Source organism: Pseudomonas sp. NBRC 111124 (assembly GCF_001320245.1).
GTDB lineage: Bacteria > Pseudomonadota > Gammaproteobacteria > Pseudomonadales > Pseudomonadaceae > Aquipseudomonas.
Map to the genome: position 1 here is coordinate 1 of NZ_BCBA01000027.1, position 23,216 is coordinate 23,216.

At 61.9% G+C, this 23,216-nt stretch carries 22 protein-coding genes; 7 read left to right on the forward strand and 15 right to left on the reverse strand.

Annotation, left to right across the window (positions count from 1 at the left end; all coding sequences use genetic code 11):
• Nucleotides 1-153 precede the first annotated feature (153 nt).
• The 9 genes from msrQ to mrcB form a co-directional block, all read right to left on the reverse strand.
• Nucleotides 154-750 carry a protein-methionine-sulfoxide reductase heme-binding subunit MsrQ gene (gene msrQ / locus APH28_RS10960; protein WP_060509276.1) on the reverse strand — a complete coding sequence of 199 codons (597 nt, stop codon included), beginning with the start codon at nt 748-750 and terminating at the stop codon, nt 154-156.
• On the reverse strand, nt 750-1,763 hold the full coding sequence (msrP, locus tag APH28_RS10965) for a protein-methionine-sulfoxide reductase catalytic subunit MsrP (RefSeq protein ID WP_060509278.1): 1,014 nt from the start codon (nt 1,761-1,763) through the stop codon (nt 750-752). Before msrP ends, msrQ begins: the two co-directional genes overlap by 1 nt.
• Nucleotides 1,764-1,841: 78 nt before the next feature.
• Complete coding sequence (gene pssA / locus APH28_RS10970) at nt 1,842-2,684, reverse strand: CDP-diacylglycerol--serine O-phosphatidyltransferase (RefSeq protein WP_060509280.1); 843 nt, start codon at nt 2,682-2,684, stop codon at nt 1,842-1,844.
• Between the two features lie 150 nt (nt 2,685-2,834).
• Complete coding sequence (ilvC, locus tag APH28_RS10975; protein WP_056795202.1) at nt 2,835-3,851, reverse strand: ketol-acid reductoisomerase; 1,017 nt, start codon at nt 3,849-3,851, stop codon at nt 2,835-2,837.
• Nucleotides 3,852-3,906: 55 nt separating this feature from the next.
• Nucleotides 3,907-4,398 carry an acetolactate synthase small subunit gene (gene ilvN, locus APH28_RS10980; RefSeq protein ID WP_003250040.1) on the reverse strand — a complete coding sequence of 164 codons (492 nt, stop codon included), beginning with the start codon at nt 4,396-4,398 and terminating at the stop codon, nt 3,907-3,909.
• A gap of 1 nt (nt 4,399) precedes the next feature.
• Nucleotides 4,400-6,124 (reverse strand): acetolactate synthase 3 large subunit, encoded by a 1,725-nt coding sequence (locus APH28_RS10985; protein ID WP_060509587.1) that lies wholly within the window; start codon nt 6,122-6,124, stop codon nt 4,400-4,402.
• A 409-nt stretch (nt 6,125-6,533) separates the two neighbouring features.
• The gene (locus APH28_RS10990; RefSeq protein ID WP_060509283.1) at nt 6,534-6,866 is read right to left on the reverse strand and encodes a YqcC family protein; all 333 of its coding nucleotides are present in this window, start codon (nt 6,864-6,866) and stop codon (nt 6,534-6,536) included.
• Nucleotides 6,866-7,642 carry a tetratricopeptide repeat protein gene (locus APH28_RS10995; RefSeq protein WP_060509285.1) on the reverse strand — a complete coding sequence of 259 codons (777 nt, stop codon included), beginning with the start codon at nt 7,640-7,642 and terminating at the stop codon, nt 6,866-6,868. The genes APH28_RS10990 and APH28_RS10995 overlap by 1 nt, the downstream gene beginning before the upstream one ends.
• Before the next feature lie 29 nt (nt 7,643-7,671).
• Entirely contained in the window at nt 7,672-9,993 is a 2,322-nt protein-coding gene (gene mrcB / locus APH28_RS11000) for a penicillin-binding protein 1B (RefSeq protein WP_060509287.1), read from the reverse strand.
• A 117-nt stretch (nt 9,994-10,110) separates the two neighbouring features.
• On the opposite strand from mrcB, the gene APH28_RS11005 reads away from it, so the two are divergent.
• Nucleotides 10,111-11,673: a bifunctional aminoglycoside phosphotransferase/ATP-binding protein gene (locus tag APH28_RS11005; RefSeq protein ID WP_060509290.1), complete on the forward strand. Its 1,563-nt coding sequence runs from the start codon at nt 10,111-10,113 to the stop codon at nt 11,671-11,673.
• 172 nt (nt 11,674-11,845) lie between these two features.
• The gene (locus APH28_RS11010; RefSeq protein ID WP_060509292.1) at nt 11,846-12,121 is read left to right on the forward strand and encodes a TfoX/Sxy family protein; all 276 of its coding nucleotides are present in this window, start codon (nt 11,846-11,848) and stop codon (nt 12,119-12,121) included.
• A 200-nt stretch (nt 12,122-12,321) separates the two neighbouring features.
• Here the strand turns inward: APH28_RS11010 and APH28_RS11015 are convergent, their stop codons facing one another.
• Genes APH28_RS11015 through APH28_RS11030 form a run of 4 tightly spaced genes read right to left on the reverse strand, consistent with a single transcriptional unit; the run spans nt 12,322 to nt 15,898 of the window.
• Nucleotides 12,322-13,209, reverse strand: coding sequence for a ChaN family lipoprotein (locus APH28_RS11015; RefSeq protein ID WP_060509294.1), 888 nt, complete (start codon nt 13,207-13,209; stop codon nt 12,322-12,324).
• A gap of 12 nt (nt 13,210-13,221) precedes the next feature.
• A complete protein-coding gene (locus APH28_RS11020) occupies nt 13,222-13,989 on the reverse strand; it encodes a heme ABC transporter ATP-binding protein (RefSeq protein WP_060509296.1) in 768 nt (255 codons plus the stop codon).
• Entirely contained in the window at nt 13,989-14,972 is a 984-nt protein-coding gene (locus APH28_RS11025) for an iron ABC transporter permease (protein WP_177334260.1), read from the reverse strand. Before APH28_RS11025 ends, APH28_RS11020 begins: the two co-directional genes overlap by 1 nt.
• A 50-nt stretch (nt 14,973-15,022) precedes the next feature.
• Complete coding sequence (locus tag APH28_RS11030) at nt 15,023-15,898, reverse strand: hemin ABC transporter substrate-binding protein (RefSeq protein WP_060509300.1); 876 nt, start codon at nt 15,896-15,898, stop codon at nt 15,023-15,025.
• Nucleotides 15,899-16,046: 148 nt separating this feature from the next.
• Between APH28_RS11030 and APH28_RS11035 the strand changes: the two genes are divergently transcribed.
• Nucleotides 16,047-16,364 (forward strand): Rieske (2Fe-2S) protein, encoded by a 318-nt coding sequence (locus tag APH28_RS11035; protein WP_060509302.1) that lies wholly within the window; start codon nt 16,047-16,049, stop codon nt 16,362-16,364.
• Here APH28_RS11035 and sfsA read toward each other — a convergent pair.
• On the reverse strand, nt 16,354-17,064 hold the full coding sequence (sfsA, locus tag APH28_RS11040) for a DNA/RNA nuclease SfsA (RefSeq protein ID WP_060509305.1): 711 nt from the start codon (nt 17,062-17,064) through the stop codon (nt 16,354-16,356). The two genes, APH28_RS11035 and sfsA, sit on opposite strands and share 11 nt — an antisense overlap.
• A 3-nt stretch (nt 17,065-17,067) precedes the next feature.
• Nucleotides 17,068-18,240: a pyridoxal phosphate-dependent aminotransferase gene (locus tag APH28_RS11045; protein WP_060509308.1), complete on the reverse strand. Its 1,173-nt coding sequence runs from the start codon at nt 18,238-18,240 to the stop codon at nt 17,068-17,070.
• 211 nt (nt 18,241-18,451) lie between these two features.
• Here APH28_RS11045 and dksA point away from each other — a divergent pair, with 211 nt between their 5' ends.
• The 4 genes from dksA to APH28_RS11065 all read left to right on the forward strand — a co-directional run bounded on the left by dksA (nt 18,452) and on the right by APH28_RS11065 (nt 23,214).
• Nucleotides 18,452-18,898: an RNA polymerase-binding protein DksA gene (gene dksA / locus APH28_RS11050; RefSeq protein WP_060509315.1), complete on the forward strand. Its 447-nt coding sequence runs from the start codon at nt 18,452-18,454 to the stop codon at nt 18,896-18,898.
• 63 nt (nt 18,899-18,961) lie between these two features.
• Nucleotides 18,962-19,849 (forward strand): tRNA glutamyl-Q(34) synthetase GluQRS, encoded by an 888-nt coding sequence (gene gluQRS, locus APH28_RS11055; RefSeq protein WP_060509590.1) that lies wholly within the window; start codon nt 18,962-18,964, stop codon nt 19,847-19,849.
• A 229-nt stretch (nt 19,850-20,078) separates the two neighbouring features.
• Entirely contained in the window at nt 20,079-20,255 is a 177-nt protein-coding gene (locus APH28_RS28590) for a hypothetical protein (protein WP_003250005.1), read from the forward strand.
• The gene (locus APH28_RS11065; protein WP_177334258.1) at nt 20,239-23,214 is read left to right on the forward strand and encodes a sensor histidine kinase; all 2,976 of its coding nucleotides are present in this window, start codon (nt 20,239-20,241) and stop codon (nt 23,212-23,214) included. The genes APH28_RS28590 and APH28_RS11065 overlap by 17 nt, the downstream gene beginning before the upstream one ends.
• Nucleotides 23,215-23,216 lie beyond the last annotated feature (2 nt).

Genomic DNA, 23,216 nt, shown 5'->3' on the forward strand with positions numbered 1-23,216 from the left:
TTTCTTAACAACCTAACTCGTTGAATCTCAAGGAGTTTGTCGTTTCGATGTCGCTGGAAGTGGGGCGCATTATAAGGGGATTGGGAAAGTGGTCAAGGACTAATTTCATTTATTTGAGATAATTCCGGCGAAGGCCTTTCAAGCCACTCTCCCCTACCTCCTGACCAACCCAGCCAACCCCCGCGAAACGGCCGGAATCCTCAACCCCATCAACACAACCCCAATAAACGCATAAACCGCCCACTCCTTCAGATCCGAGCGCACGATCCACAGGAAATGCAGCAGCCCCAACCCAAGCACCCCATACACCAGCTTGTGCAGCTTCTTCCACCGAGCCCCCAATCGCCGCTGACTGTACCGGTTCGAGGTAACCGCCAGCATCAGCAACCCAAGAAACCCCAAGGCCCCCACAATAATGTAAGGCCGCTTGCGCAGCTCCACCGCCAATTGCCCCCAGTCCAGCCCCAGAATGAAGAACAGGTACGCCAGGATGTGCAGCACGATGTAGGCAAACACCCACAACCCCAGCTGCCGCCGAACCACGATCCAGCCCGACCACCCTGTCAGCTTCTGCAGCGGCGTCATGCTCAAGGTGACTAGCAAAAAGGTCAGCGCCCCCAGCCCAAGGCGGTCCATCATGATCTTCCCGGGGTCTGGGCCGAGCAGGCTCATCGCGGCCTCATACAACCACCACACCGGGAACAGGCAACCCAGGACAAAGATGCCCAGGCGCAACCACGGATAGCGCATCAATAGTTCTTCCGCAGATCAAGCCCGGTATACAGCGACGCCACTTCATCGGCGTAACCATTGAACATCTGTGTTTGCCGCACATTTGGACTGAACAGCCCGCTGGGCAAGCGTCGCTCGCGCGCCTGAGTCCAGCGCGGGTGGTCGACAGAAGGGTTCACATTGGCATAGAAGCCATACTCATCCGGTGCCAGCCCCTGCCAGGTCGTCTCAGGTTGCTCGGCCACCAGGCTCATGCGCACGATCGACTTGATGCTTTTGAAGCCGTACTTCCAGGGCACCACCAGACGTAACGGCGCACCATTCTGATTGGGCAGCTCCCGGCCATACATCCCTACGGCCAGAATCGCCAACGGATGCATCGCCTCGTCCAGGCGCAAGCCCTCTCTATAAGGCCAGTCGATCAGCGCAAAGCCCGAACGCTGCCCTGGCATATGCTGCGGATCCTTCAGCGTCTCGAAACGCACATAGCGCGCTTTCGATGTTGGCTCGACCTGTTTGAGCACCTGAGCCAAGGGAAAGCCCAGCCAGGGAATGACCATCGACCATGCCTCGACGCAGCGCAGCCGATAGATGCGCTCTTCAAGCTGATAGGGTTTGACGAAGTCTTCCAGCGCATAGCGCCCCGGCTTGCCCACCTCGCCATCCACCACTATCGACCAGGGCTCGGTTTGCAGGCTGTCGCCATTGGCGGCCGGGTCGCCCTTGTCAGGCCCGAACTCATAGAAGTTGTTGTAGTGGGTGGCGTCCTTGAACGGCGTGATCGCCTCATCCTTGACCGTCACTGCCTGCCACTGCGCAGCAGCTAGCTTGCCGGTGAACCAGGCCGGAGCAGAGCCAGCCGCCACATCAGCATAGCGCGAGACTTCAGCCGCGCCTGCCCCGCCCGGCAACGCGCCCAAGGCCAGGCCGGCCAACGAGCCACCCAACAGTGTACGACGGGAAAGGTAGATACCTTCTGGGGTGACCTCCGCTGCCTTGCAGTCGGAGGACCTGGGAAGCTTGATGAGCATGTTCGGCTCCACAGCACTGGATAATGATGTACCAGTAAGACTATGGAGCCGGAGGGTTATTCCAGCGTTAAATAATTATCACGCTTTGCGCCGACGTCCACGCAGCAGGAACTGGATCGGCCCCGACGCCGCATAGGCGAGGAAGATCAGCAGCAGGATGCGCGGTGGGTCGCTGAACACCACGGCAAACACCAGCACCACCGCAAGGATTGCCACGAACGGCACGCGCCCCTTGAGGTCCAGCTCCTTGAAGCTGTTGTACTTGATGTTGCTGACCATCAGCATGCCGGCGGCAGCAACCAGCAGCGCCACCAGGAACGACAGCTTGGAGCCCTGGATGCCATAGTCGCTGAATGCCCACACGGTACCGGCGACCACACCGGCGGCGGCCGGGCTGGCCAGGCCGATGAAGTAGCGCTTATCGGCAGTACCGACCTGGGTATTGAAGCGCGCCAGACGCAGCGCAGCACCGGCTACATAAATGAAGGCGACCATCCAGCCGACCTTGCCCATGTCACCCAATGCCCAGCCAAAGGCCAGCAAAGCCGGAGCCACTCCGAAGGCGACCATGTCCGACAGCGAGTCGTACTCGGCACCGAAGGCGCTCTGGGTATTGGTCATGCGCGCCACACGGCCATCCAGGCCGTCGAGCACCATGGCCACGAAGATCGCAATGGCGGCGAAGGCGAAATACTTGCTCGCCTCGCGTGGGTCGCCAGCGCTCTGCGCGCTCATCGAGCTGATGATGGAATAGAAACCGGCAAACAGGTTGGCGGTGGTGAACAAGTTGGGCAGCAGATAGATGCCGCGATGGCGCACCTTGCGCCCTTCGGCGTCATGCCCTTCTTCAACGTGCTCATCGACAGGTAGCAGGCTTTCGGCGTCGGAGGGCGTGTTCGGCTCTTCGGGACGTTCGCTCATGGAGGGTACCTTGCAACAGGATGGAAAATGTTCGACACGGGCCCGCGAAACAGGTTCTGACGGCAGGCCACTGGTCTGCTTTATACCAGAAGCTGACTGCCAGAACGAAAAAACGCGGCCGAAGCCGCGTTTTTCATGTTGCGATGTTACTCAGTTCTTGGCTTTGTCGACGATCTTGTTCGCCGAGATCCAAGGCATCATCGAGCGCAGTTGCTCGCCGATGATCTCGATGCCGTGCGAAGCGTTGTTACGACGCTTGGCGGTCATCGATGGGTAGTTAGTAGCACCTTCGGAGATGAACATCTTCGCGTACTCGCCGTCCTGGATGCGCTTCAGAGCATTGCGCATAGCCTTGCGGGATTCTTCGTTGATGACTTCCGGACCAGTGACGTACTCACCGTACTCGGCGTTGTTGGAGATCGAGTAGTTCATGTTGGCGATGCCGCCTTCGTACATGAGGTCAACGATCAGCTTCAGCTCGTGCAGGCACTCGAAGTAGGCCATTTCTGGCGCGTAGCCAGCTTCGACCAGGGTTTCGAAACCGGCTTTGACCAGCTCGACGGTACCGCCACACAGAACAGCCTGCTCACCGAACAGGTCGGTTTCGGTCTCGTCCTTGAAGGTGGTTTCGATGATGCCGGTACGGCCGCCACCGACGCCAGCGGCGTAGGAAAGAGCGACGTTCTTGGCATTGCCCGAAGCGTCCTGGTAGATAGCGATCAGGTCAGGGATGCCACCGCCTTTGACGAACTCGGAGCGAACGGTGTGGCCCGGTGCTTTCGGCGCGATCATGATCACGTCGAGGTCAGCACGTGGAACAACCTGGTTGTAGTGGATCGAGAAGCCGTGGGAGAAGGCCAGGGTAGCGCCCTTCTTGATGTTCGGCTCGATTTCGTTCTTGTACAGAGCGCCCTGGAACTCGTCCGGGGTCAGGATCATGACCAGGTCGGCAGCAGCGACGGCGGTAGCCACGTCGGCTACTTTCAGGCCGTGGGCTTCAGCCTTGGCAACGGTAGCCGAACCTTTACGCAGACCGACGGTAACGTCTACACCGGAGTCCTTCAGGTTGCACGCTTGAGCGTGGCCCTGGGAACCGTAACCGATGATGGCGACTTTCTTACCTTGGATGATGGAAAGGTCGCAGTCTTTATCGTAGAAAACTTTCATGAAAATACCCCTGGTTATATCTCGGCCCCTGCGGAGCCATCGCTAATTTTTGAATTTAGATGCTGAGCACTTTGTCGCCACGGGCAATGCCGGTAACGCCGCTGCGCACGGTTTCGAGAATCGATGCGGTGCCGATTGCCTGGATGAAGCTGTCCAGTTTGTCACTGGTGCCGCTCAGCTGCACGGTGTACACGCTGGCGGTCACATCGACGATCTGGCCACGGAAGATGTCCGTGGTGCGCTTGATCTCGGCACGCTGGGCACCGGTGGCCTTGACCTTGACCAACATCAGTTCACGCTCGATGTGAGCGCTTTCCGACAGGTCGACGAGTTTTACCACTTCGACCAGCTTGTTCAGGTTCTTGGTGATCTGTTCGATCACTTCGTCATGGCCAACGGTGGTCAGCGTCAGACGCGACAGGGTCGGGTCTTCGGTCGGCGCCACGGTCAGGCTTTCAATGTTGTAGTTGCGCTGGGAGAACAGGCCGACCACACGGGACAGAGCACCGGGTTCGTTTTCCAGCAGCAGGGAAATGATGTGCCGCATATCAGGTACGCTCCGTCTTGCTCAGCCACATGTCACGCATCGAGCCATCCTTGATCTGCATCGGATAGACGTGCTCGCTGCGGTCGACCGCGATGTCGATGAACACCAGGCGGTCTTTCATCGCAAACGCTTCTTCCAGCTTCGGCTTGAGGTCCTTCAGGCTGGTGATGCGGATGCCCACATGGCCATAGGCCTCGGCCAGCTTGATGAAGTCAGGCAGCGACTCGACGTACGAGTGCGAGTGACGACCGTTGTAGGCCATGTCCTGCCATTGGCGGACCATGCCCAGCACACCGTTGTTCAGGTTGACGATTTTCACCGGCAGGCCGTACTGCATGCAGGTGGACAGCTCCTGGATGTTCATCTGGATGCTGCCTTCGCCGGTCACACAGGCAACGTCCTGATCCGGGAAGTTGAGCTTGACGCCCATCGCCGCCGGGAAGCCGAAGCCCATGGTGCCCAGGCCACCGGAGTTGATCCAGCGGTTCGGCTTGTTGAAGCGGTAGTACTGCGCCGCGAACATCTGGTGCTGGCCAACGTCGGAGGTGACGAAGGCATCGCCATGGGTCACTTCGCACAGGGTCTCGATGACTTTCTGCGGCTTGATGACGTTGCCGTCGCCCTTGTCATATGGGAACAGTTCGCCATCACCACGCCATTCGTCGATCTGCTTCCACCAGGCATCGAGCGCCGCCTTGTCAGGCTGCTCGCCGATTTCCTTGAGGATGCCGAGCATTTCGCTGAGCACGCTGTCGACCGGGCCAACGATCGGCACGTCGGCCTTGATCATCTTGGAGATCGACGCTGGGTCGATGTCGACATGGATAATCTTGGCGTTCGGGCAGAACTTGGCCGGACCATTGACCACGCGGTCATCGAAACGCGCACCGACCGCGAAAATCACGTCGGCATTGTGCATGGCCATGTTGGCGGTGTAGCTGCCGTGCATGCCGAGCATGCCGAGGAACTGGCGGTCGGTACCCGGGAAGCCACCCAGGCCCATCAGAGTGTTGGTGACTGGCAGGTTCAGCGACTTGGCGATTTCGGTCAGCGCTTCGGAGCCACCGCCGAGAATCACGCCACCACCGGCATAGACGATCGGACGCTTGGCGGCCAGGAGCATCTCGGCAGCTTTGCGGATCTGGCCGGAGTGACCGCGTACAGCCGGGCTGTACGAGCGCAGCTTGACCTTCTTCGGATAGACGTACTCGAACTTCTCGGCCGGGTTGGTCATATCTTTTGGAATGTCGACCACGACCGGGCCTGGGCGACCGGATTGCGCCAGGTAGAACGCTTTTTTGAGTACTTCAGGGATCTCGGTCGGGTTCTTGATCATGAAGCTGTGCTTCACGATCGGCCGCGAGATACCGATCATGTCGGTTTCCTGGAAGGCATCGGTACCGACCATGGTGCTAGGCACCTGGCCAGACAGGATGACCATCGGGATCGAATCCATGTAGGCGGTGGCAATGCCGGTAATGGCATTGGTTGCGCCCGGGCCGGAGGTTACCAGCACCACACCAGCCTTGCCGGTGGCGCGGGCGTAGCCGTCCGCCATATGGGTTGCCGCCTGTTCGTGACGAACCAGGATGTGTTCCACTTCCGGTTCTTTGAACAGTGCGTCGTAAACATGAAGGAGAGCACCACCAGGGTACCCGTAGATGTGCTTAACGCCTTCGTCACGCAAGAAGCGGACGACCATCTCAGCGCCAGATAAAAGCTCCACGTTGTTCACCTCTAAAACGCCAGAATACCGCCCTCACTGGGCGGGTCTTAATAGGTTTACTGCCAAGCAGAGCATGAGCGAACGTTCAGCACTGACTGAGCAAGTATTGGGAGCCCCCCAGAGTGTTGCGGGGTTTTCCCACCCAGCGCGAGGTAACGCGTTGCGGGGTGTAACAAGGCGGCGCGGGTGTGCGCCTCATGATCTGCTTAGCGGGTCTGCTTCTGGCAGTCCCTCTACAGCGGAATCTGGATTCTTGTGATTTGGCGGCTACAAGTCAAGAAAAATTATTGCCAATTTTTCCCCAAGATGAATTCCTGCCACCACTAAAAACCAAGTCAGCAGCAGAAAAACTAAGATTTCCATAAAAAAGGGCCACAATCTGCGGCCCTTGAAGGAAAAACTGAAGAAATCAGGCGGAAGGAGCGATCAATTGATCGAAAGCTGCCAATAGTCGGCGCAGCTCGCGACTTTGCTCAGGACGATCGGTGAACGTGGTTTCCGCCATCACCAGGATGCTCGAGGCTTTGGGCAGCGGGTGGCCGAGCTCGATGATGATCTTCATGCGTGGCAGGAAGATCCACTGCAGCCACTGCTCGAAGCTGAGCGTGTCGACCGCGAACGGTACGGTGCTGGCCAGTGCTTCGTCGCTGGGCGGCTCGTCATCCCACCAGCCCTGCACCTGCAGCTCACGTTCGATGAGCAGCAGGTGATCGGCGATATCGAGAATACGCTGTTCAAGCATCACGAATTGACCCGCGCTTTCTGCCGCGCCAGTGCGGCACCGGCGCTGTCACCTTGCTTCTCGCGGGCCTGGGCGATGGTGTTCCACAGCTCGGACTGCAGGCTTGGGCGACCGTTGGCGTAGGTCAGTGCGCGACGCGCCAGTTGCTCGGCCTGTGGCGCGTCACCTTGGGACAGGCGCACCTGGGCGAGGCGGAACAGCACCTGCGGCTCGCGCGGGGCAATACGCTGGGCACGCTCCAGGCTCGAAGCGGCACCATTGTAGTCACCGCTGCCCTGCTGGGACTGGGCAGTGGTCAGCAACGCAAGCACCGGCCCGTCGAGCTGTTCATCGGCCGCCAGGCCCCCGGAAGCTGCGCTGCTACGCGGAATACCGGTCGGCGCACTGGAAGCAGCCGGCGCACTGTTCATCGAGGCGATGTCGAACGGTTCGTCGGCGATCGGGTTGGGATTGGTGGTCATCGGTGCCGAAGCACCCGGGCCCGGCGTAATCGGGCCGGTGCTGATCGGTGCGGCACCGTTGGCCGCCGGGAAAGTCTGGATGCCAGCGGCACCCGCCCCTTGCGGGATCATCACGGTCACGCCGGAGTCCTCGGGCAGTGACTGCGCCTGCGAGGTGCCATTGCTCATGCCCGCGGCCGAACGGTTGGCCTGGACGCGCTCACTGTTGGACACCCGAGTGCTCGAATCCACCACCGGGATGTTGCCGCGCGGGACGCTGGAGCAACCCTGGAGCACTACCAGCGCCGTCACGGCAGGAAACAGCCACTTATTCAAATTCACACCTCATCAATGCTGCTCAGGGCTCAGTTCATCCAGCCCTTGACCCAGTCCATGACCGATTCTGCCGGATTCTGCTCGCCACCGCAGGTTGCACCGGCAGGCGGTTCGCTGCCGCGAATATACGGCATCTGTACGGCCCCGGGACAGCTACTGTCAGAACCTTTGCCACTGTACGGATCGATCCACGCCTGCACCACGTTGTCTGGCTGCGGCATGTCCAGCGGCAGTGGGTCGGCCTTCTTCATGAAGCTGGTCCAGACCTGCAAGGCGCCTGTGGCACCGGTAAATGGTGTTTTGCCGTTGTCGTCGCGGCCCATCCACACCACCGCCAGCAAGTCCTGGCTGAAGCCCGAGAACCAACTGTCGCGCGAATCGTTACTGGTACCGGTCTTGCCCGCCAGGGTCAGCGAGCTTGGCAGCACGTTGTAGACCGAGCGGCCGGTACCTTCACGCATCACCCGCTGCATGGCGTTCTGCACCAGGTAGATGGAACCCGGATCGAAGGTCTGCTGAATCTGGAACGGGTAGCGCTTGAGCGGCTCGCCTTCGGCAGTCAGCACGCTGCGAATGCCCCGCATCGGCGTGTTGAATCCGCCGTTGGCGATGGTCTGGTACATGGTCGCGACCTGCATCGGCGACATGCCGCCAGCACCCAGGAGCATTGCCGGGAAGGCCGGCCAGTCGACATTGACGCCAAGACGGCCGATGGTCTTGATCACGTTCGGCACACCCACTTCCAGGCCGAGCTTGGCGGTCGACAGGTTCAGCGAGTTGGCCAGGCCCTGGTACAGGTAGATCGTACCGTGCGAGCGCCGGTCATAGTTTTGCGGGCGCCACACTTGACCGTCGGCGCCTTTCACCGAGAACGCCTCATCCTGCACCCAGGTGGTCAGGGTGTACTTGCTTGGCTGTTCCAGCGCGGTCAGGTAAACCGCCGGCTTGACCAGCGAGCCGATCGGCCGCACGGCGTCGATGGCGCGGTTGAAGCCGGCAAAGCCGGACTGGCGGCTGCCAATCAGTGCCTGCACCTCGCCAGTTTCCGGGTTGGTCACGACCATCGCCGATTCCACTTCGTCGGCACCTTTGCGCCCGGTCAGGCGTTTGAAGGTTTCGGCCATCGAAGTTTCGGCCTTCATCTGCAGGATCGGGTCGAAGCTGGTGAAGATGCGCAGGCCTTCTTCGGTCAAGTCTTCATCGCGGTAATCCTGGCGCAGCTGACGCTTGACCAGGTCGAGGAAGGCCGGGAACGAACTGTCGGCGAGGCTGCCGCGCTTGGTCACGCCCAGCGGCATCTTCTTCGCCGCATCGACTTCTGCCTGGGTGGCCACGCCCTGCTCGGCCACCAGGTCGAGCACCAGGTTGCGTCGTGCCAGCGCACGGTCAGGGTAACGCCGCGGGTTGTAATAGGATGGTCCCTTGACCATGCCTACCAGCAAGGCGATCTGGTGCAGTTTCAGCTCCGACAGCGGCTGGCTGAAGAAGAACTGGCTGGCCAGGCCGAAGCCGTGCACCGCCCGCTGGCCATCCTGGCCGACGAACACTTCGTTGAGATAAGCCTCGAGGATTTCGCGTTTGTCGTAATGCATCTCCAGCAGCACGGCCATCATCGCTTCGGTCAGCTTGCGGCTGAGGCTACGTTCGCTGGTCAGGTAGAAGTTCTTCACCAGCTGCTGGGTCAGGGTACTGCCACCCTGGCGCATCGAACCGGCCGAGGTATTGACCCACATGGCCCGGGCGATGGATTTGGGCGACACACCGAAGTGACTATAGAAGTCCCGGTCCTCGGTGGCTACCAGGGTCTCGAGCAGGTACGGCGGTACCTGGTCGATCTTGATCAGAATGCGGTCTTCGAGGTTCTTCGGGTAGATACCGCCGATCATCAGCGGCTCGAGACGTACCACGTCGAGCTTCTTGCCATTGGCACCGGCGAGGTCTGCCACGTAGTCGCCAGAGAACCGCACACGTACGAACTGCGCAGGCTCCATGCCCTCGTAGAACTGGAAGCCACGGGTATTGAGGTCGACAGTATTGCCGTTGACCGCCGCCGCGCCTGGGCCGTTGGCCGCGCTTTCACGCCGGTAGCCGAGGGCATCGAGCTCGGTGAGGAAGTCGTTCTTGCTCAGTTTCTGGCCGCTGAACAGCTCCAGCGGCCGGGCATACACCTTGGCCGGGATGGTCCAGCGCTTGCCGGAAAACTTCTCCTGAACGATGGCATCGAGGTAAACCGCGAAGCCGGCGACGATCACCAGGCCAACCAGGCTGAGCTTCAAGGCCCAGCCCAGCCAGGCGCGCGAGCGGCCGGTCGGGCGTTTCTGAGGGGTACGGGGAGTTCGGGTTCGAGTCATGGCGGCGGATTATACGCACTTTATAAAGGGTAGGCAGGCGCCCTTTGGCGGTAGGCAGGGACGGCACCATTGACCATAATGGCGCTTTCGAATTCCCTGACGCCGGAAGGATTTCCCTTGAGCCAAGCCCTAATCACTGCGTTGCAGAACCCTGCCCTGTACCCTCATCCCGTGGACGGGTTCCAACTGATCGAGACGCACATCTCCTGGGTCCTGCTCACCGGCGAGTACGCCTACAAGATCAAGAAGCCGATGAACTTCGGCTTCCTCGACTTCACCAGCCTTGGCCAGCGCCAGCATTTCTGTCATGAAGAATTGCGCCTGAACCAGCGCCTGACCGAAGGCCTTTACCTTGAAGTCTTGCCGATCACCGGCAGTGCCGAAGCGCCGCAGATTGGTGGTGAAGGCGAAGCGATCGAATATGTGTTGAAGATGCGCCAGTTCCCCCAGGGCCAGATGCTCAATACCCTGCAGGCCAATGGCGAGCTGAACACCGGCCACATCGACCAGATGGCCCGGCAGATTGCCGAGTTCCACCTGCAGGCGCCTAAAGTGTCGCCGGAGCACCCGCTGGGTACCCCGGAAAGCGTGATGGCCCCGGTCGAACAGAACTTCGAGCAGATCCGCCCGTTCCTCAGCGAAAAAGCCGACCTGCAGCAACTGGACAACCTGCAGGCCTGGGCCCAGGACAGCTTCAAGCGCCTGCATGGCCTGCTGGAAGCACGCAAAGCCAATGGTTTCATCCGTGAATGCCACGGTGACATTCACTTGGGCAACGCCACCCTGATCGACGGCAAGGTAGTGATCTTCGACTGCATCGAGTTCAACGAGCCGTTCCGCCTGACCGACGTCTACGCCGATGTCGGCTTCCTGGCGATGGACCTGGAAGACCGCGGCCTGAAGTGCCTGGCCCGTCGGTTCGTCAGCCAGTACCTGGAGCTGACCGGCGACTACGCCGGCCTTGAGCTGCTGAACTTCTACAAGGCCTACCGTGCGCTGGTACGCGCCAAAGTTGCCCTGTTCAGCCTGTCGGCCGATGCCGACGCCGTGCAGCGCGCCACTACCCTGCGCACCTACCGCAACTACGCCAATCTGGCGGAAAGCTACAGCGCCATCCCTTCCCGCCTGCTGGCCATTACCCATGGCGTGTCGGCGGTGGGCAAGAGCCACGTGGCCATGCGCTTGGTCGAAGCACTGGGCGCAGTTCGCGTGCGCTCGGATGTAGAGCGCAAGCGCCTGTTCGGTGAACAGACGCAACAGAATGCGGGTCAGCTCGCTGCCGGCATCTATGACCAAAACGCCAGCGCGGCGACCTACCAGCGCCTGCACGAGCTGGCAGCGACGATCTTGCGGGCTGGCTTCCCGGTGGTGCTCGATGCCACCTACCTCAAGGCTGAACAGCGCCAGGCCGCCGCAGCCGTGGCCAGCGAGACTGGCGTGCCGTTCCTGATCCTCGACTGCCATGCGCCGGAAGCGGTGATCGCCAGCTGGCTGGAGCAGCGTCAGGCTGAGAACAGTGACCCTTCGGACGCCACGCTGGAAGTGATCAAGGCCCAACAGGCCAGCCGTGAGCCACTGGATGCACAGGAGCAAGTAAACAGCACCCGCATCGACACCCAGGAAGCCAGCGACATGGACCAGGTGATCGACCAGATTCGCCAGCGCCTGCCTGGCCTGTAAGTTTGCTTTACGCCTGCTCCGGCCTGTTGCCGGGGCAGGCTTCTCACCTCGCCAGGGCAGCTCGTCGTCCCCAATGGCAAAAGGCCGCGCATTTTCCAACCCCCGCTACACTCCTCACTGACCTGCTCGCGATTTATCCCCTAGACCCGTTCAGCCATCGCAAGGAGGCTCGATGAACGATGAATTGCAGCACCTGAAGAATCTTGGCAAGACCTCTGCGCAGTGGCTGCATGCGGCGGGTATCCACAGTGCATCGGACTTGCGCCGGTTGGGCGCGGTGGGTGCCTACCAGGCAGTGAAAACACGAGGGTTCCGGGCGTCGAAGGTGCTGTTGTACGCCATTGAAGGTGCATTGCTGGACATGCACTGGAACGATTTGCCAGCTGAACGCAAGGAAGCGCTCAATCAACAACTCGATGCGAAATGCCCCGTCCCCAAAAAAATCTGAAATAAATCCGTGAAGGGGATTGACGCTGTAATGAGAATCGTTATGATTACCACAACCGGTCGCGAGACTGGTTGGATAAGCTAAGAGCCCCTGGTTCGGACTCTCAGATTATCTCCTCATCAGGCTAATCACGGTTATTGACCCGGCACTTTGCCGGGTCTTTTTTTGCCCGTAGCTTTCCCCGTCTCGCCCCTTTACCGCTAGTGGCGCAGCTGCGCGCAGTAATCCTGCTCCGGCATTGCTGCCGTGTACCAGACATAGTCGGCCACCCCAGGCTCGACCTGCTCGCCTGCCTCGACGAACAGCAAGACCTTGCTCACACCCTGCGCCTCCAGATCGGCGAGGTGCAATGGCACCCCCAGGTCCTTGCGCGCATGGTAGGCACCTGCGAACAGCAATGCCGGCTGCGGCGCCGCCAGGAGCCGCTCGGCAATACGCCGATCGCGCTGTTGCTGCACGGCCAGCATCGCTGGCAGCTGGCTTTCCGGCAGCAGGCCACAATGCCCCTGTTTGACCTGTTCGAGCAGTGCCGCCCTGACCGCCGGAGCATTCGATCGTGTTCCCGGTAGACTCGCCGGGTGCCGATAGGCCTGGCGCATTTCTGTGGGTGACAGGTTGGCCGCCAAAAGCGGTACATGCTGCTGCAAAGCCTCTCGCACGATAGGGCCGTAAAGCTGCCAGTCCCAACCGTCCTCCCAGGCCAGAGCTTTGGGAAGGTCCTGCGGCAACTGTGCCTGCTCCGCTAGGGAATCGACGCGGGCCTGCTGTTCGGGCTGCAGCATTTCAAGCAGCAGGCTGCCCTGCGCCCGGCGTTGCTGCAGCGCACGCATCAGCCACAGCTGCAAGGCGTGATGATCCGGGTTGTCATGCTTCTCGCCGACCAGCACCCGCGGCGCATCGGCCAGGCCTTCGATCAGCTGCTCAGGGCTGATGGCCTGCCCGCTGGCCAGATCACGGATCTGCCCAAGCTCGGCGTTATCCCGCCCTTCGCTGCTCTGCCAGGCAGGCAAAGGCGGCAGGCTGGCCTGGCAGCCCCCCAATGTCAGCGCAAGGCACATTAACGAACCCCAGAGCATAGGGTGAGCCATGGGCAGTACCTCCTACCGGGTAATGATCAGTGGATGGCCCCGCTCCGGGTGCGCCTGCACCAGCACGTCGATACCGAACACAGCCTTGAGCGCCACCGGCGTCAGTACCTCCTGCGGTGTGGCCAGGGCATGGCAGCGTCCGCTTTCGAGGAGCAGGATGCGATCACAGTAGCGCGCGGCCAGGTTCAGGTCATGCAGGATCACCAGCACAGCGGCGCCGCAGTCGGCGAAACGGCGCACGGCTTCCAAGGTTGTGTGCTGATGCAGCGGGTCGAGCATCGAAGTCGGCTCGTCCAGCAACAGCGTGGTGCCCTCCTCACCCGGCCAAAGCTGCGCGAGTACGCGTGCCAGGTGCACCCTTTGCCGTTCGCCGCCAGACAACGCCAGGTAACTGCGACCCACCAGGTGCGCAGCATCCGCCGCCTGCAGAGCCCCCTGGACGATCTCGGCATCTTGCCGTTGCCCGGTGTCATGGGGCATGCGCCCCATGGCCACCACTTCCTCGACCTTGAACGAAAACCCCAGGCTGGACACCTGCGGCAGCACCGCCAGGCGCCTGGCGCGCTCTTGCCCTGCCCAGTCAGCTAATGGCCGGGATTGCAGCGACACATGCCCGCGATCCGGCGCCAATTCACCACACAAGACACCCAGCAGGCTGCTCTTGCCGGCGCCATTGGGGCCAAGAACACCCACGACCTGCCCAGGGCTCAGATCCAGATCGATACCGTGCAACACGTCATTGCTGCCTCGCTTCAGGTGCAGCCCTTCGACTTGCAACATCAACTGCGCCCTCGTATCAGCAGAATCAGGAAGAACGGCGCGCCGATAAAGGCGGTAACGATACCGATCGGCAGCTCGGCAGGCGCCAGCAGCAGCCGTGCCGCGAGATCGGCAAACAGCATGAGAACGCCTCCGGCCAGCAACGATGCGGGCAGTACCACGCGGTGATCAGGCCCTGCGAGCAAACGCACCAGGTGAGGTACCACCAGGCCAATGAAACCGATCAGCCCCGCAGCCGCGACAGCTGCGCCCACACCCAACGCCGTGCAGAACACCAGTTCGCGCTTTAGTCGCTCCACGTCAACACCCAGGTGGCGCGCCTCCGACTCGCCCAGCAACAAGGCATTCAGCGCCTTGGCGCGGCGCGGCAACCACAGCGCCACGCCGCCTGCGATCAGCAGCAAAGGCCAAAGGCGTTCGTAGCTGGCACCGTTGAGGCTCCCCAGGTTCCAGAAGGTCAGCGTACGCAGGGTGGCATCATCGGCCAGGTAGGAAAACAGGCCAACCGCAGCACCACCCAGCGCAGTCATGGCCACACCCGCCAGTAACATCGTGGCAACGTTGGTCTGACCGTCGCGACGCCCCAGGCGATAAACCAGCGCAGTCACCCCCAGCCCGCCAATAAAGGCACACAGCGACAACAGATAAGGGGCAATTACCTCCGGCATGCCTCCAAGCCAGCTGCCGCCAACAATGGCCACCGCAGCGCCCATTGCCGCACCGGCGGCAACCCCTACCAGGCCCGGGTCGGCCAGCGGGTTACGAAACAGCCCCTGCATGGCCACACCAGACAGTGCCAGCACCGCACCCACAGCCAAACCGAGCAAGGTCCGCGGCAGACGGATTTGCCCCAGGATCATCTCGGCCTGCTGCAGCCCATCTGCTGCAATGGGCAGACCCAACAGGCGCAGGCCTGCACGCAAGGTGTCGACCAACGGGAGGCTGACAGGCCCCAACGCCAGCGACAGCCAGACAGCCAGCAGACACAGCAATGTCAGGCAAACAAACAGTGTTCGCGGCTGGATCCGTTGTTTCATTTAGCAGCGCTTGCCGGGTAGAACGCAGTCGCCAGCGCCTGCAGGGCGGTTGGCAGGCGCGGGCCAAGGCCGCCCACCAGCAAGGTTGGATCGAGTAACACCAGGCGCTTGTCGCGCACTGCGCGGGAAGCGGCCAGCGCCGGGTTTTCCTTGAGCAATGCCTGCAAGGCCTGCTCGCCGCTCAGCGAACGGTCAGAGAACACCACGACATCCGGGTCGAGCGACGCCAGCGCCTCATTGGAAAAGTTCTTGTAGCCTTGGTGCTCGGCCAGGTTGCGCGCCCCCGCCTGACGCAACACCCAGTCCCCTGCCGTGCCCTGCCCTGCAATCAGCGGTTTAGCACCCGCATGGCCCACCAGCAGCAACACACCTGGCGCCTTGTGATTCTGCTGGGCCTGCTTTACCTGCAATTGCACCGCTTCGAGTTGCTGGTGATAGCTGGCCATCAACTGCGCCGCTCTACCCTCGGCGCCCAGCAACGCGCCCAGCTGCTTGAGATTCTGATCCACCGCAGACAGCTCGGCCTGGCTGGAAAACAACTCGACTCGCACACCCGCCTTGCGCACCTGCGCCAGCACCGGCGGCGGCCCCATTTCTTCGGTGCCGACCAGCACATCCGGGCGCAGGCTGAGAATGCCCTCAGCCGACAGCTGCCGCTGATAACCGATACTTGGCAAGGCCTTTAGCGATTCGGGGTGCTGGCTGGTGGTATCGACGCCCACAAGGCGTGGCTGGCCCCCCAGCTCACTGATCCACTCGCTCAGCGCTCCGCCAGCGCTGACCCAGCGCTGCGGCAATTCGGAGGCCAAGGCCTGGGTGGAAGCAACGAAAGCTGCGCACAGAGCGAGCAAGGCAGCGGGACGACGCATCATCGAATTCCTTCTGAAGGCGGGTCGCACGCCTTGTGGCGGGCGGCAGAACTGCGCACCATAGGCGGCTGGCGCAGCGAATGCGGGCAATTTGATAATTATTCGCATTGAGGCGTCAAGCCATCACTTTGTTTCACGAGCCTTCCCTGCAATGCACTTTCTCTGTCCATCCGCAGCCCTGACCGAGGGCCACAGCCGCGCCTTCAGCGTAGACGGCTTCGACCTGTTCGGCGTGCGTCGCCACGGCCAGGTGCACCTCTACCGCAACCGCTGCCCACATCGCAACATCCCGCTGAACTGGGCGCAAGATGCCTTTCTCGATGACAGTGCCAGCTTGATCCACTGCGCCCATCATGGCGCACTGTTTCTGATTGAGGGTGGTGAATGCGTGGCTGGCCCCTGCGAAGGCGAGATGCTGCAGGCCCTGGACTGCCATGAAGACAGCCAAGGCATCTGGCTCAAGAGTTGAGCAGCACCGGCAGCGGGCGGTCGATGACGATTTGCTGGCTATCCAGGCGTACACCGTAGGCCAGCACCTCGACCCCGTCTGCCATGGCAGCGCGCAGGGCGTTGGCATAGGCGAAGTCGATTTCATCAGCAGGGCGTACTGCTTCGATGCCGGTAAGGTTCACGCAGTACAGCTGCACCGCACGGATGCCCTGCCGTGCCAAGGCCGCCAGCTCACGCAGGTGCTTGGCGCCGCGCTGGGTCACGGCATCCGGAAACGCCGCCACGGCCGTCTCCGGATAACCCAGGGTCACGCTCTTGACCTCCACATAGGCCGGACCGTCGGCGAACTCCAGGCGAAAATCCACCCGACTCCTTTCTTCGCCGTAGGCCACTTCACGTTTCAGCGCGGTAAAACCGGCCAATTCATGGATCACGCCGGCGCGCAGCGCCTCTTCAACCAGTGCGTTGGCCCGCCCGGTATTGATGCAGGCCAGCCGGCCCTGGGGCGTTTCGCTGATTTCCCAGGTACCTGGCAGCTTGCGCTTGGGGTCGTTTGAGCGGCTGAACCACACCTGTCCTCCCTCGCGCATGCAATTGAGCATGGAACCGGTGTTAGGGCAGTGGATGGTCAATTGCTCGCCATTATCCAGTTCGATGTCGGCCAGGAAGCGCTTGTAGCGGCGCAGCAAGCGCCCTTGTTCAAGTTGAGGAAAATACACCCCTTACCCCTGCCAGCTTTTCAGACCGCGGGCAATGCGCTCGACCGCCTGTTCCAGGCGCGGCAGGCTCTGGGTGTAGGCAAACCGCACATGGTGGCCGGCCAGATGGCGGCCGAAGTCCAGGCCCGGGGTAAAGGCCAGGTGCTCGGTTTCGAGGAAGTGCTGGCAGAAAGCAAAGGCATCGCCACCGAACGGGCTGATGTCGGCATACAGGTAGAACGCCCCCTGTGGCTCGACGGCGATGCGGAAGCCCAGCTCACGCAGGGCCGGCAGCAGATAGTCGCGGCGACGGGCGAACTCGGCACGGCGCGCTTCGAAAATCGCCAGCGTTTCCGGCTCGAAGCAAGCCAGTGCCGCATGCTGGGCCATGCTCGGTGCGCTGATGTAGAGGTTTTGTGCGAGCTTCTCCAGGTCGGCCACGGCATTGGGCGGTGCCACCAGCCAGCCGAGCCGCCAGCCGGTCATGCCGAAATACTTGGAAAAACTATTAAGGACGAACGCCGAGTCGTCCACTTCCAGCACACTTGGCGCGTCCATGCCGTAGGTCAGGCCGTGGTAGATCTCGTCCACTACCAGATGGCCGTGTCGCTCATGGGTAGCCTTGGACAGGCTGGCCAACTCGTCTCGGCCCAGAACAGTTCCTGTCGGGTTGGCGGGCGAGGCGACCAGGGCGCCGACGCTGTCCTTGTCCCAGTAACGCTCGACCAGGTCGGCGGTCAGCTGGTAGTTGACCTCCGGCCCCACTGGCACCAGCTGCGCACCGCCTTCCACCAGGCGCAGGAAGTGGCGGTTGCACGGGTAACCTGGGTCGGCCAGCAGCCAGTGCTTGCCAGGGTCGACCAGCAGGCTGCTGGCCAACAGCAGCGCCCCGGAGCCGCCCGGGGTGACGAGAATCCGCTCAGGGTCGATGTGCAAGCCATAGCGCTGGCCGTAGAACCCGGCGATGGCCTCGCGCAGCGCTGGCAGCCCACGGGCGGCGGTATAGCGGGTATGCCCGGCGGCCAATGCAGCCTGCCCGGCAGCAACGATCGGTGCGGCGGTGGTGAAATCCGGCTCGCCGATTTCCAGGTGGATCACATCATGGCCAGCCGCCTGCAGCTCGTTGGCCCGCGCCAGCAACGCCATGACATGGAAGGGTTCGATGGCGCGGCTGCGCGCACTGTAGGGGTGGGCCATGACCTTCTCTCAATTGGGTCTAAACTGTTGATTCTACCTTTGCACGGCACCGAACGTGCGCCGCACGTTGCGGTCAACACCTAGGGTCGGGCGGGCTAGCGCAACCCCCGATCTATCTGGTAAGTTCGGCGGCTCGCAGTCGCAGGGCCGGCGGGTGCCGGAGATGGAGCATCCTGCGCATTGGATCAGATGAGTGAGAGGCGGTCTATTCATGTCCACCGTAGAAAAGCAAAAACCCGGTCAGACCATGTACGGTGTCGAGCCTTATAAAGAGACCAAGGGCGAAGAGTACATGGGCGAGCCCATGCGCAAGCACTTCACCAAGCTCCTTAATGCCTGGAAAGGCGAGCTGATGGTCAGTGTGGACCGTACCGTGGACCACATGAAGGACGAAGCGGCCAACTTCCCCGACCCGGCCGACCGTGCCAGCCAGGAAGAAGAGTTCGCACTGGAGCTGCGCAACCGCGACCGCGAGCGCAAGCTGATCAAAAAGATCGACAAGACCCTGCAGAAGATTCAGGACCAGGATTACGGCTGGTGCGATTCCTGCGGTATCGAGATCGGCCTGCGCCGTCTGGAGGCCCGCCCGACCGCCGACCTGTGCTTCGACTGCAAGGAAATCTCGGAGAAAAAGGAAAAGACCGTCGGCAAAGGCTGACACGTCTTCCATCCGAACGGGGCGCATCATGCGCCCCGTTTCATTTATATGCCCGGCAATGCCATGAAAGACTCCCGTTACATCGGACGCTTCGCCCCCACCCCGAGCGGCTTCCTGCACTTCGGCTCGCTGGTCGCCGCCCTCGCCTCCTGGCTTGACGCCCGCGCTGTAGACGGCCGCTGGCTGCTGCGCATGGAAGACACCGACCCGCCGCGGGAAATGCCCGGGGCCCGCGATGCGATCCTGCAGACCCTTGAGCGCTACGGCCTGGAATGGGATGGCGAAGTGGTTTACCAAAGCCAGCGCCACGAAGCCTATGCCGCCGTGGTCGACCGCCTGTTCAATATGGGCCTGGCCTATGCCTGCACCTGCTCGCGCAAGCAGTTGGAGGGGCACAACGGTATCTACCCAGGGTTTTGCCGCAACGCCGGGCATGCCCGTGAAGGCGCGGCGATCCGGCTACGGGTGCCCGAACTGATCTACCGTTTCACCGACCGGGTGCAGGGCGAGCTACAACAACACCTGGGCCGTGAAGTGGGCGATTTCGTCATCCAGCGCCGTGATGGGCTGTATGCTTATCAGCTGGCGGTGGTACTGGATGATGCCTGGCAAGGCATCACCGACATCGTGCGCGGTGCCGACCTGCTCGACAACACGCCGCGCCAGCTCTACCTGCAGGAGTTGCTAGGCTTTTCGCAGCCGCGGTACCTGCATATTCCACTGATCGTGCAACCGGATGGGCACAAATTGGGCAAGTCTTACCGCTCGCCGCCGTTACAGGCGGAGCATGCGACGCCGCTGTTATTGAGAGCGTTGCGGGCATTGGGGCAGCAGGCAGACCCGGAGTTGCTGCTGGCGACACCGGCTGAAGTACTGGCGGTGGCTCGCAAACAGTGGCGGCCGGATGCGATTGCACGGCAGGCCACGGTGCCAGAGGCTGATTTGCACTAACGCAAGGCCGGCCTCTTCGCAGGGCAAGCCCGCTCCTACACGGAATCTGCGTCTGTTGTAGGAGCGGGCTTGCCCCGCGAAAGGGCCAGAAGAGGCAACCCAGCTCTCAAATTCAAAAGCCCAACAAATTCAAACGCTTGGCGAACCCTATGGATTCCCGCTAGCATCCCCCCAGCCATTTGCGCCAATAATAAGTCCAAGCCCGCAGCGCCCAACCATCGAGGCCAGCATGTACATCTATCGTTTGGTCCTGCTTCTGGTCGTGGGGATCTACCTGTTCTCCCCGGCCATCATGGACTGGTGGATCGAACCTACCGGTGCCTGGTACCGCCCCTACCTGCTCTGGCTGATCCTGATCGTCGTCACCTTCATCCTGCAGAGCCAACGAGATGCCGATGAGCTTTAGCCTGACCCAGATGATCCTGATCAGCGCCGCGTACCTCATGGTGCTGTTCGGCGTGGCCTGGATCAGCGAGCGTGGGCTGATCCCGCGCTCGATCATTCGCCACCCGCTGACCTACACCCTGTCGCTGGGCGTCTACGCCAGTGCCTGGGCCTTCTATGGCTCGGTAGGGCTGGCCTATCAATATGGCTACGGCTTCCTCGCCTGTTACCTGGGGGTGTCCGGTGCGTTCCTGCTGGCGCCGGTGCTGCTGTATCCGATCCTCAAGATCACCCGCACGTATCAGCTGTCATCGCTGGCCGACCTGCTGGCATTCCGCTTTCGCAGCACCTGGGCCGGCGCGCTGACCACGATCATCATGCTGATCGGCGTGCTGCCCCTGCTGGCCTTGCAGATCCAGGCCGTGGCCGACTCGATCAGCATCCTTACCGGCGAACCGGTCAAGGCACGGGTGGCATTTGCCTTCTGCACGCTGATCATCCTGTTCACCATTTTCTTCGGCTCGCGCCACATCGCTACCCGCGAGAAACACGAAGGCCTGGTGTTCGCCATTGCCTTCGAATCGGTGATCAAGCTGCTGGCCCTCGGTGGCATCGGCCTGTATGCCCTGTACGGTGTTTTCGGTGGCCCCCATGAACTGGAAGTCTGGCTGCTGCAAAACCAGACCGCCCTGGCGGCGCTGCACACGCCGCTGCAGGAAGGCCCATGGCGCACCCTGCTGCTGGTGTTCTTTGCCTCGGCCATCGTCATGCCGCACATGTACCACATGGCCTTCACCGAAAACCTCAACCCACGCTCGCTGGTCAGCGCCAGCTGGGGCCTGCCGCTGTTCCTGCTGCTGATGAGCCTGGCTGTGCCATTGGTGCTATGGGCCGGCCTGCGTCTGGGCGCCAGCACCAACCCCGAGTACTTCACCTTGGGGCTGGGGATCGCCGCCAACAATCAGGCGCTGACACTGCTGGCCTACGTCGGCGGGCTTGCATCCGCCAGCGGGCTGATCATCGTCACGACCCTGGCGTTGTCAGGTATGGCCCTCAACCACTTGGTGCTGCCGCTGTACCAGCCGCCGGCCGAGGGCAACATCTACCGCTGGTTGAAGTGGACCCGCCGCGCACTGATCGTCGCCATCATCACGGCTGGCTTCATGTTCTACCTGACCCAGAACAACCACCAGAGCCTGGCCAACCTGGGCATCGTGGCCTTCGTTGCCACTTTGCAGTTCCTGCCGGGTGTGCTGTCGGTGCTGTACTGGCCAACCGCCAACCGCCGCGGCTTCATCGCCGGGCTGCTGGCCGGGACACTGGTGTGGACTGTCACCATGCTGCTGCCGCTGCTGGGCAACCTGCAGGGCTTCTATATTCCGCTGCTGGACATGATCTATGTGCTGGACGACACCAGCTGGCACATGGCGGCCATTGCTTCGCTGGCGGCCAACGTCCTGCTCTTCACGCTGATTTCTCTGTTCACCAACGCCAGCACTGAAGAGGTCAGCGCCGCCGAAGCCTGCGCCGTGGACAACGTGCGCCGCCCGCAGCGCCGCGAGCTGCATGCCGCTTCGCCGCAGGAATTCGCCACCCAGCTGGCCAAGCCGCTGGGTGCCAAGGCGGCGCAGAAAGAAGTCGAACAGGCCCTGCGCGACCTCTACCTGCCCTTCGACGAGCGCCGTCCCTATGCCTTGCGCCGCCTGCGTGACCGTATCGAGGCCAACCTCTCCGGCCTGATGGGGCCGAGCGTGGCCCAGGACATGGTCGAGACCTTCCTGCCGTACAAGTCCGGTAACGAAAACTACGTCACCGAGGACATCCACTTCATCGAAAGCCGCCTGGAAGACTACCACTCGCGCCTCACCGGCCTTGCCGCCGAGCTCGACGCCCTGCGCCGCTACCACCGCCAGACCCTGCAGGAGCTGCCCATGGGCGTCTGCTCGCTGGCCAAGGACCAGGAAATCCTGATGTGGAACAAGGCCATGGAAGAGCTGACGGGCATCGCCGCCAAGCACGTGGTCGGCTCACGCCTGGTGACCATCAGCGAACCCTGGCGCGGCCTGCTGCAGGGTTTCATCAACGTGCCCGATGAACACCTGCACAAGCAGCGCCTGGCGCTGGATGGCCAGCCGCGCTGGCTTAACCTGCACAAAGCGGCCATCGACGAGCCCCTGGCTCCAGGCAACAGTGGCCTGGTGCTCCTGGTGGAAGACCTCACCGAAACCCAGGCCCTGGAAGATAAACTCGTGCACTCCGAGCGGCTGGCCAGCATCGGCCGCCTGGCTGCCGGCGTGGCCCACGAAATCGGCAATCCAATCACCGGCATCGCTTGCCTGGCGCAGAACCTGCGTGAAGAGCGCGAAGGCGATGGCGAAATCATCGAGCTGTCCAGCCAGATCCTCGAACAGACCAAGCGCGTCTCGCGCATCGTCCAGTCGCTGATGAGCTTCGCCCACGCCGGCGGCAGCCATCAGAACAGCGAAGAGCCGGTGTGCCTGGCCGAAGTGGCGCAGGACGCCATCGGTCTGCTGGCATTGAACCGGCGCAATTTCGAAGTACAGTTCTTCAACCTCTGCGACCCGGACCACTGGGCCGAGGGGGATCCGCAACGCCTGGCTCAGGTGCTGATCAACCTGCTCTCCAACGCCCGCGACGCATCAAAGCCCGGCAGCGCCGTGCGGGTGCGCAGCGCCGTCTGCGAGCACACCGTCGACCTGATCGTCGAGGACGAGGGCAGCGGGATCCCGAAGAACATCATGGACCGCTTGTTCGAACCGTTCTTCACCACCAAGGACCCGGGCGAAGGAACCGGACTGGGGCTCGCTCTGGTCTATTCCATCGTGGAAGAGCATTATGGGCAAATCACCATCGACAGCCCGGCCGACATCGAACGGCAACGTGGCACCCGGATCCGCGTGACCCTGCCCCGGCATGTCGTAGCGACGTCCCCTGAAATTCGAGACCGTCGAGAGAATTGAAT

What these genes read in the sequence shown, in the direction of transcription:
- msrQ (WP_060509276.1), bottom strand. Translation starts at nt 750, where the DNA reads ATGCGCTATCCGTGGTTGCGCCTGGGCATCTTTGTCCTGGGTTGCCTG.
- msrP (WP_060509278.1), bottom strand. Translation starts at nt 1,763, where the DNA reads ATGCTCATCAAGCTTCCCAGGTCCTCCGACTGCAAGGCAGCGGAGGTC.
- pssA (WP_060509280.1), bottom strand. Translation starts at nt 2,684, where the DNA reads ATGAGCGAACGTCCCGAAGAGCCGAACACGCCCTCCGACGCCGAAAGC.
- ilvC (WP_056795202.1), bottom strand. Translation starts at nt 3,851, where the DNA reads ATGAAAGTTTTCTACGATAAAGACTGCGACCTTTCCATCATCCAAGGT.
- ilvN (WP_003250040.1), bottom strand. Translation starts at nt 4,398, where the DNA reads ATGCGGCACATCATTTCCCTGCTGCTGGAAAACGAACCCGGTGCTCTG.
- APH28_RS10990 (WP_060509283.1), bottom strand. Translation starts at nt 6,866, where the DNA reads ATGCTTGAACAGCGTATTCTCGATATCGCCGATCACCTGCTGCTCATC.
- mrcB (WP_060509287.1), bottom strand. Translation starts at nt 9,993, where the DNA reads ATGACTCGAACCCGAACTCCCCGTACCCCTCAGAAACGCCCGACCGGC.
- APH28_RS11010 (WP_060509292.1), top strand. Translation starts at nt 11,846, where the DNA reads ATGAACGATGAATTGCAGCACCTGAAGAATCTTGGCAAGACCTCTGCG.
- APH28_RS11015 (WP_060509294.1), bottom strand. Translation starts at nt 13,209, where the DNA reads ATGGCTCACCCTATGCTCTGGGGTTCGTTAATGTGCCTTGCGCTGACA.
- APH28_RS11020 (WP_060509296.1), bottom strand. Translation starts at nt 13,989, where the DNA reads ATGTTGCAAGTCGAAGGGCTGCACCTGAAGCGAGGCAGCAATGACGTG.
- APH28_RS11030 (WP_060509300.1), bottom strand. Translation starts at nt 15,898, where the DNA reads ATGATGCGTCGTCCCGCTGCCTTGCTCGCTCTGTGCGCAGCTTTCGTT.
- APH28_RS11035 (WP_060509302.1), top strand. Translation starts at nt 16,047, where the DNA reads ATGCACTTTCTCTGTCCATCCGCAGCCCTGACCGAGGGCCACAGCCGC.
- APH28_RS11045 (WP_060509308.1), bottom strand. Translation starts at nt 18,240, where the DNA reads ATGGCCCACCCCTACAGTGCGCGCAGCCGCGCCATCGAACCCTTCCAT.
- dksA (WP_060509315.1), top strand. Translation starts at nt 18,452, where the DNA reads ATGTCCACCGTAGAAAAGCAAAAACCCGGTCAGACCATGTACGGTGTC.
- gluQRS (WP_060509590.1), top strand. Translation starts at nt 18,962, where the DNA reads ATGAAAGACTCCCGTTACATCGGACGCTTCGCCCCCACCCCGAGCGGC.
- APH28_RS28590 (WP_003250005.1), top strand. Translation starts at nt 20,079, where the DNA reads ATGTACATCTATCGTTTGGTCCTGCTTCTGGTCGTGGGGATCTACCTG.
- APH28_RS11065 (WP_177334258.1), top strand. Translation starts at nt 20,239, where the DNA reads ATGCCGATGAGCTTTAGCCTGACCCAGATGATCCTGATCAGCGCCGCG.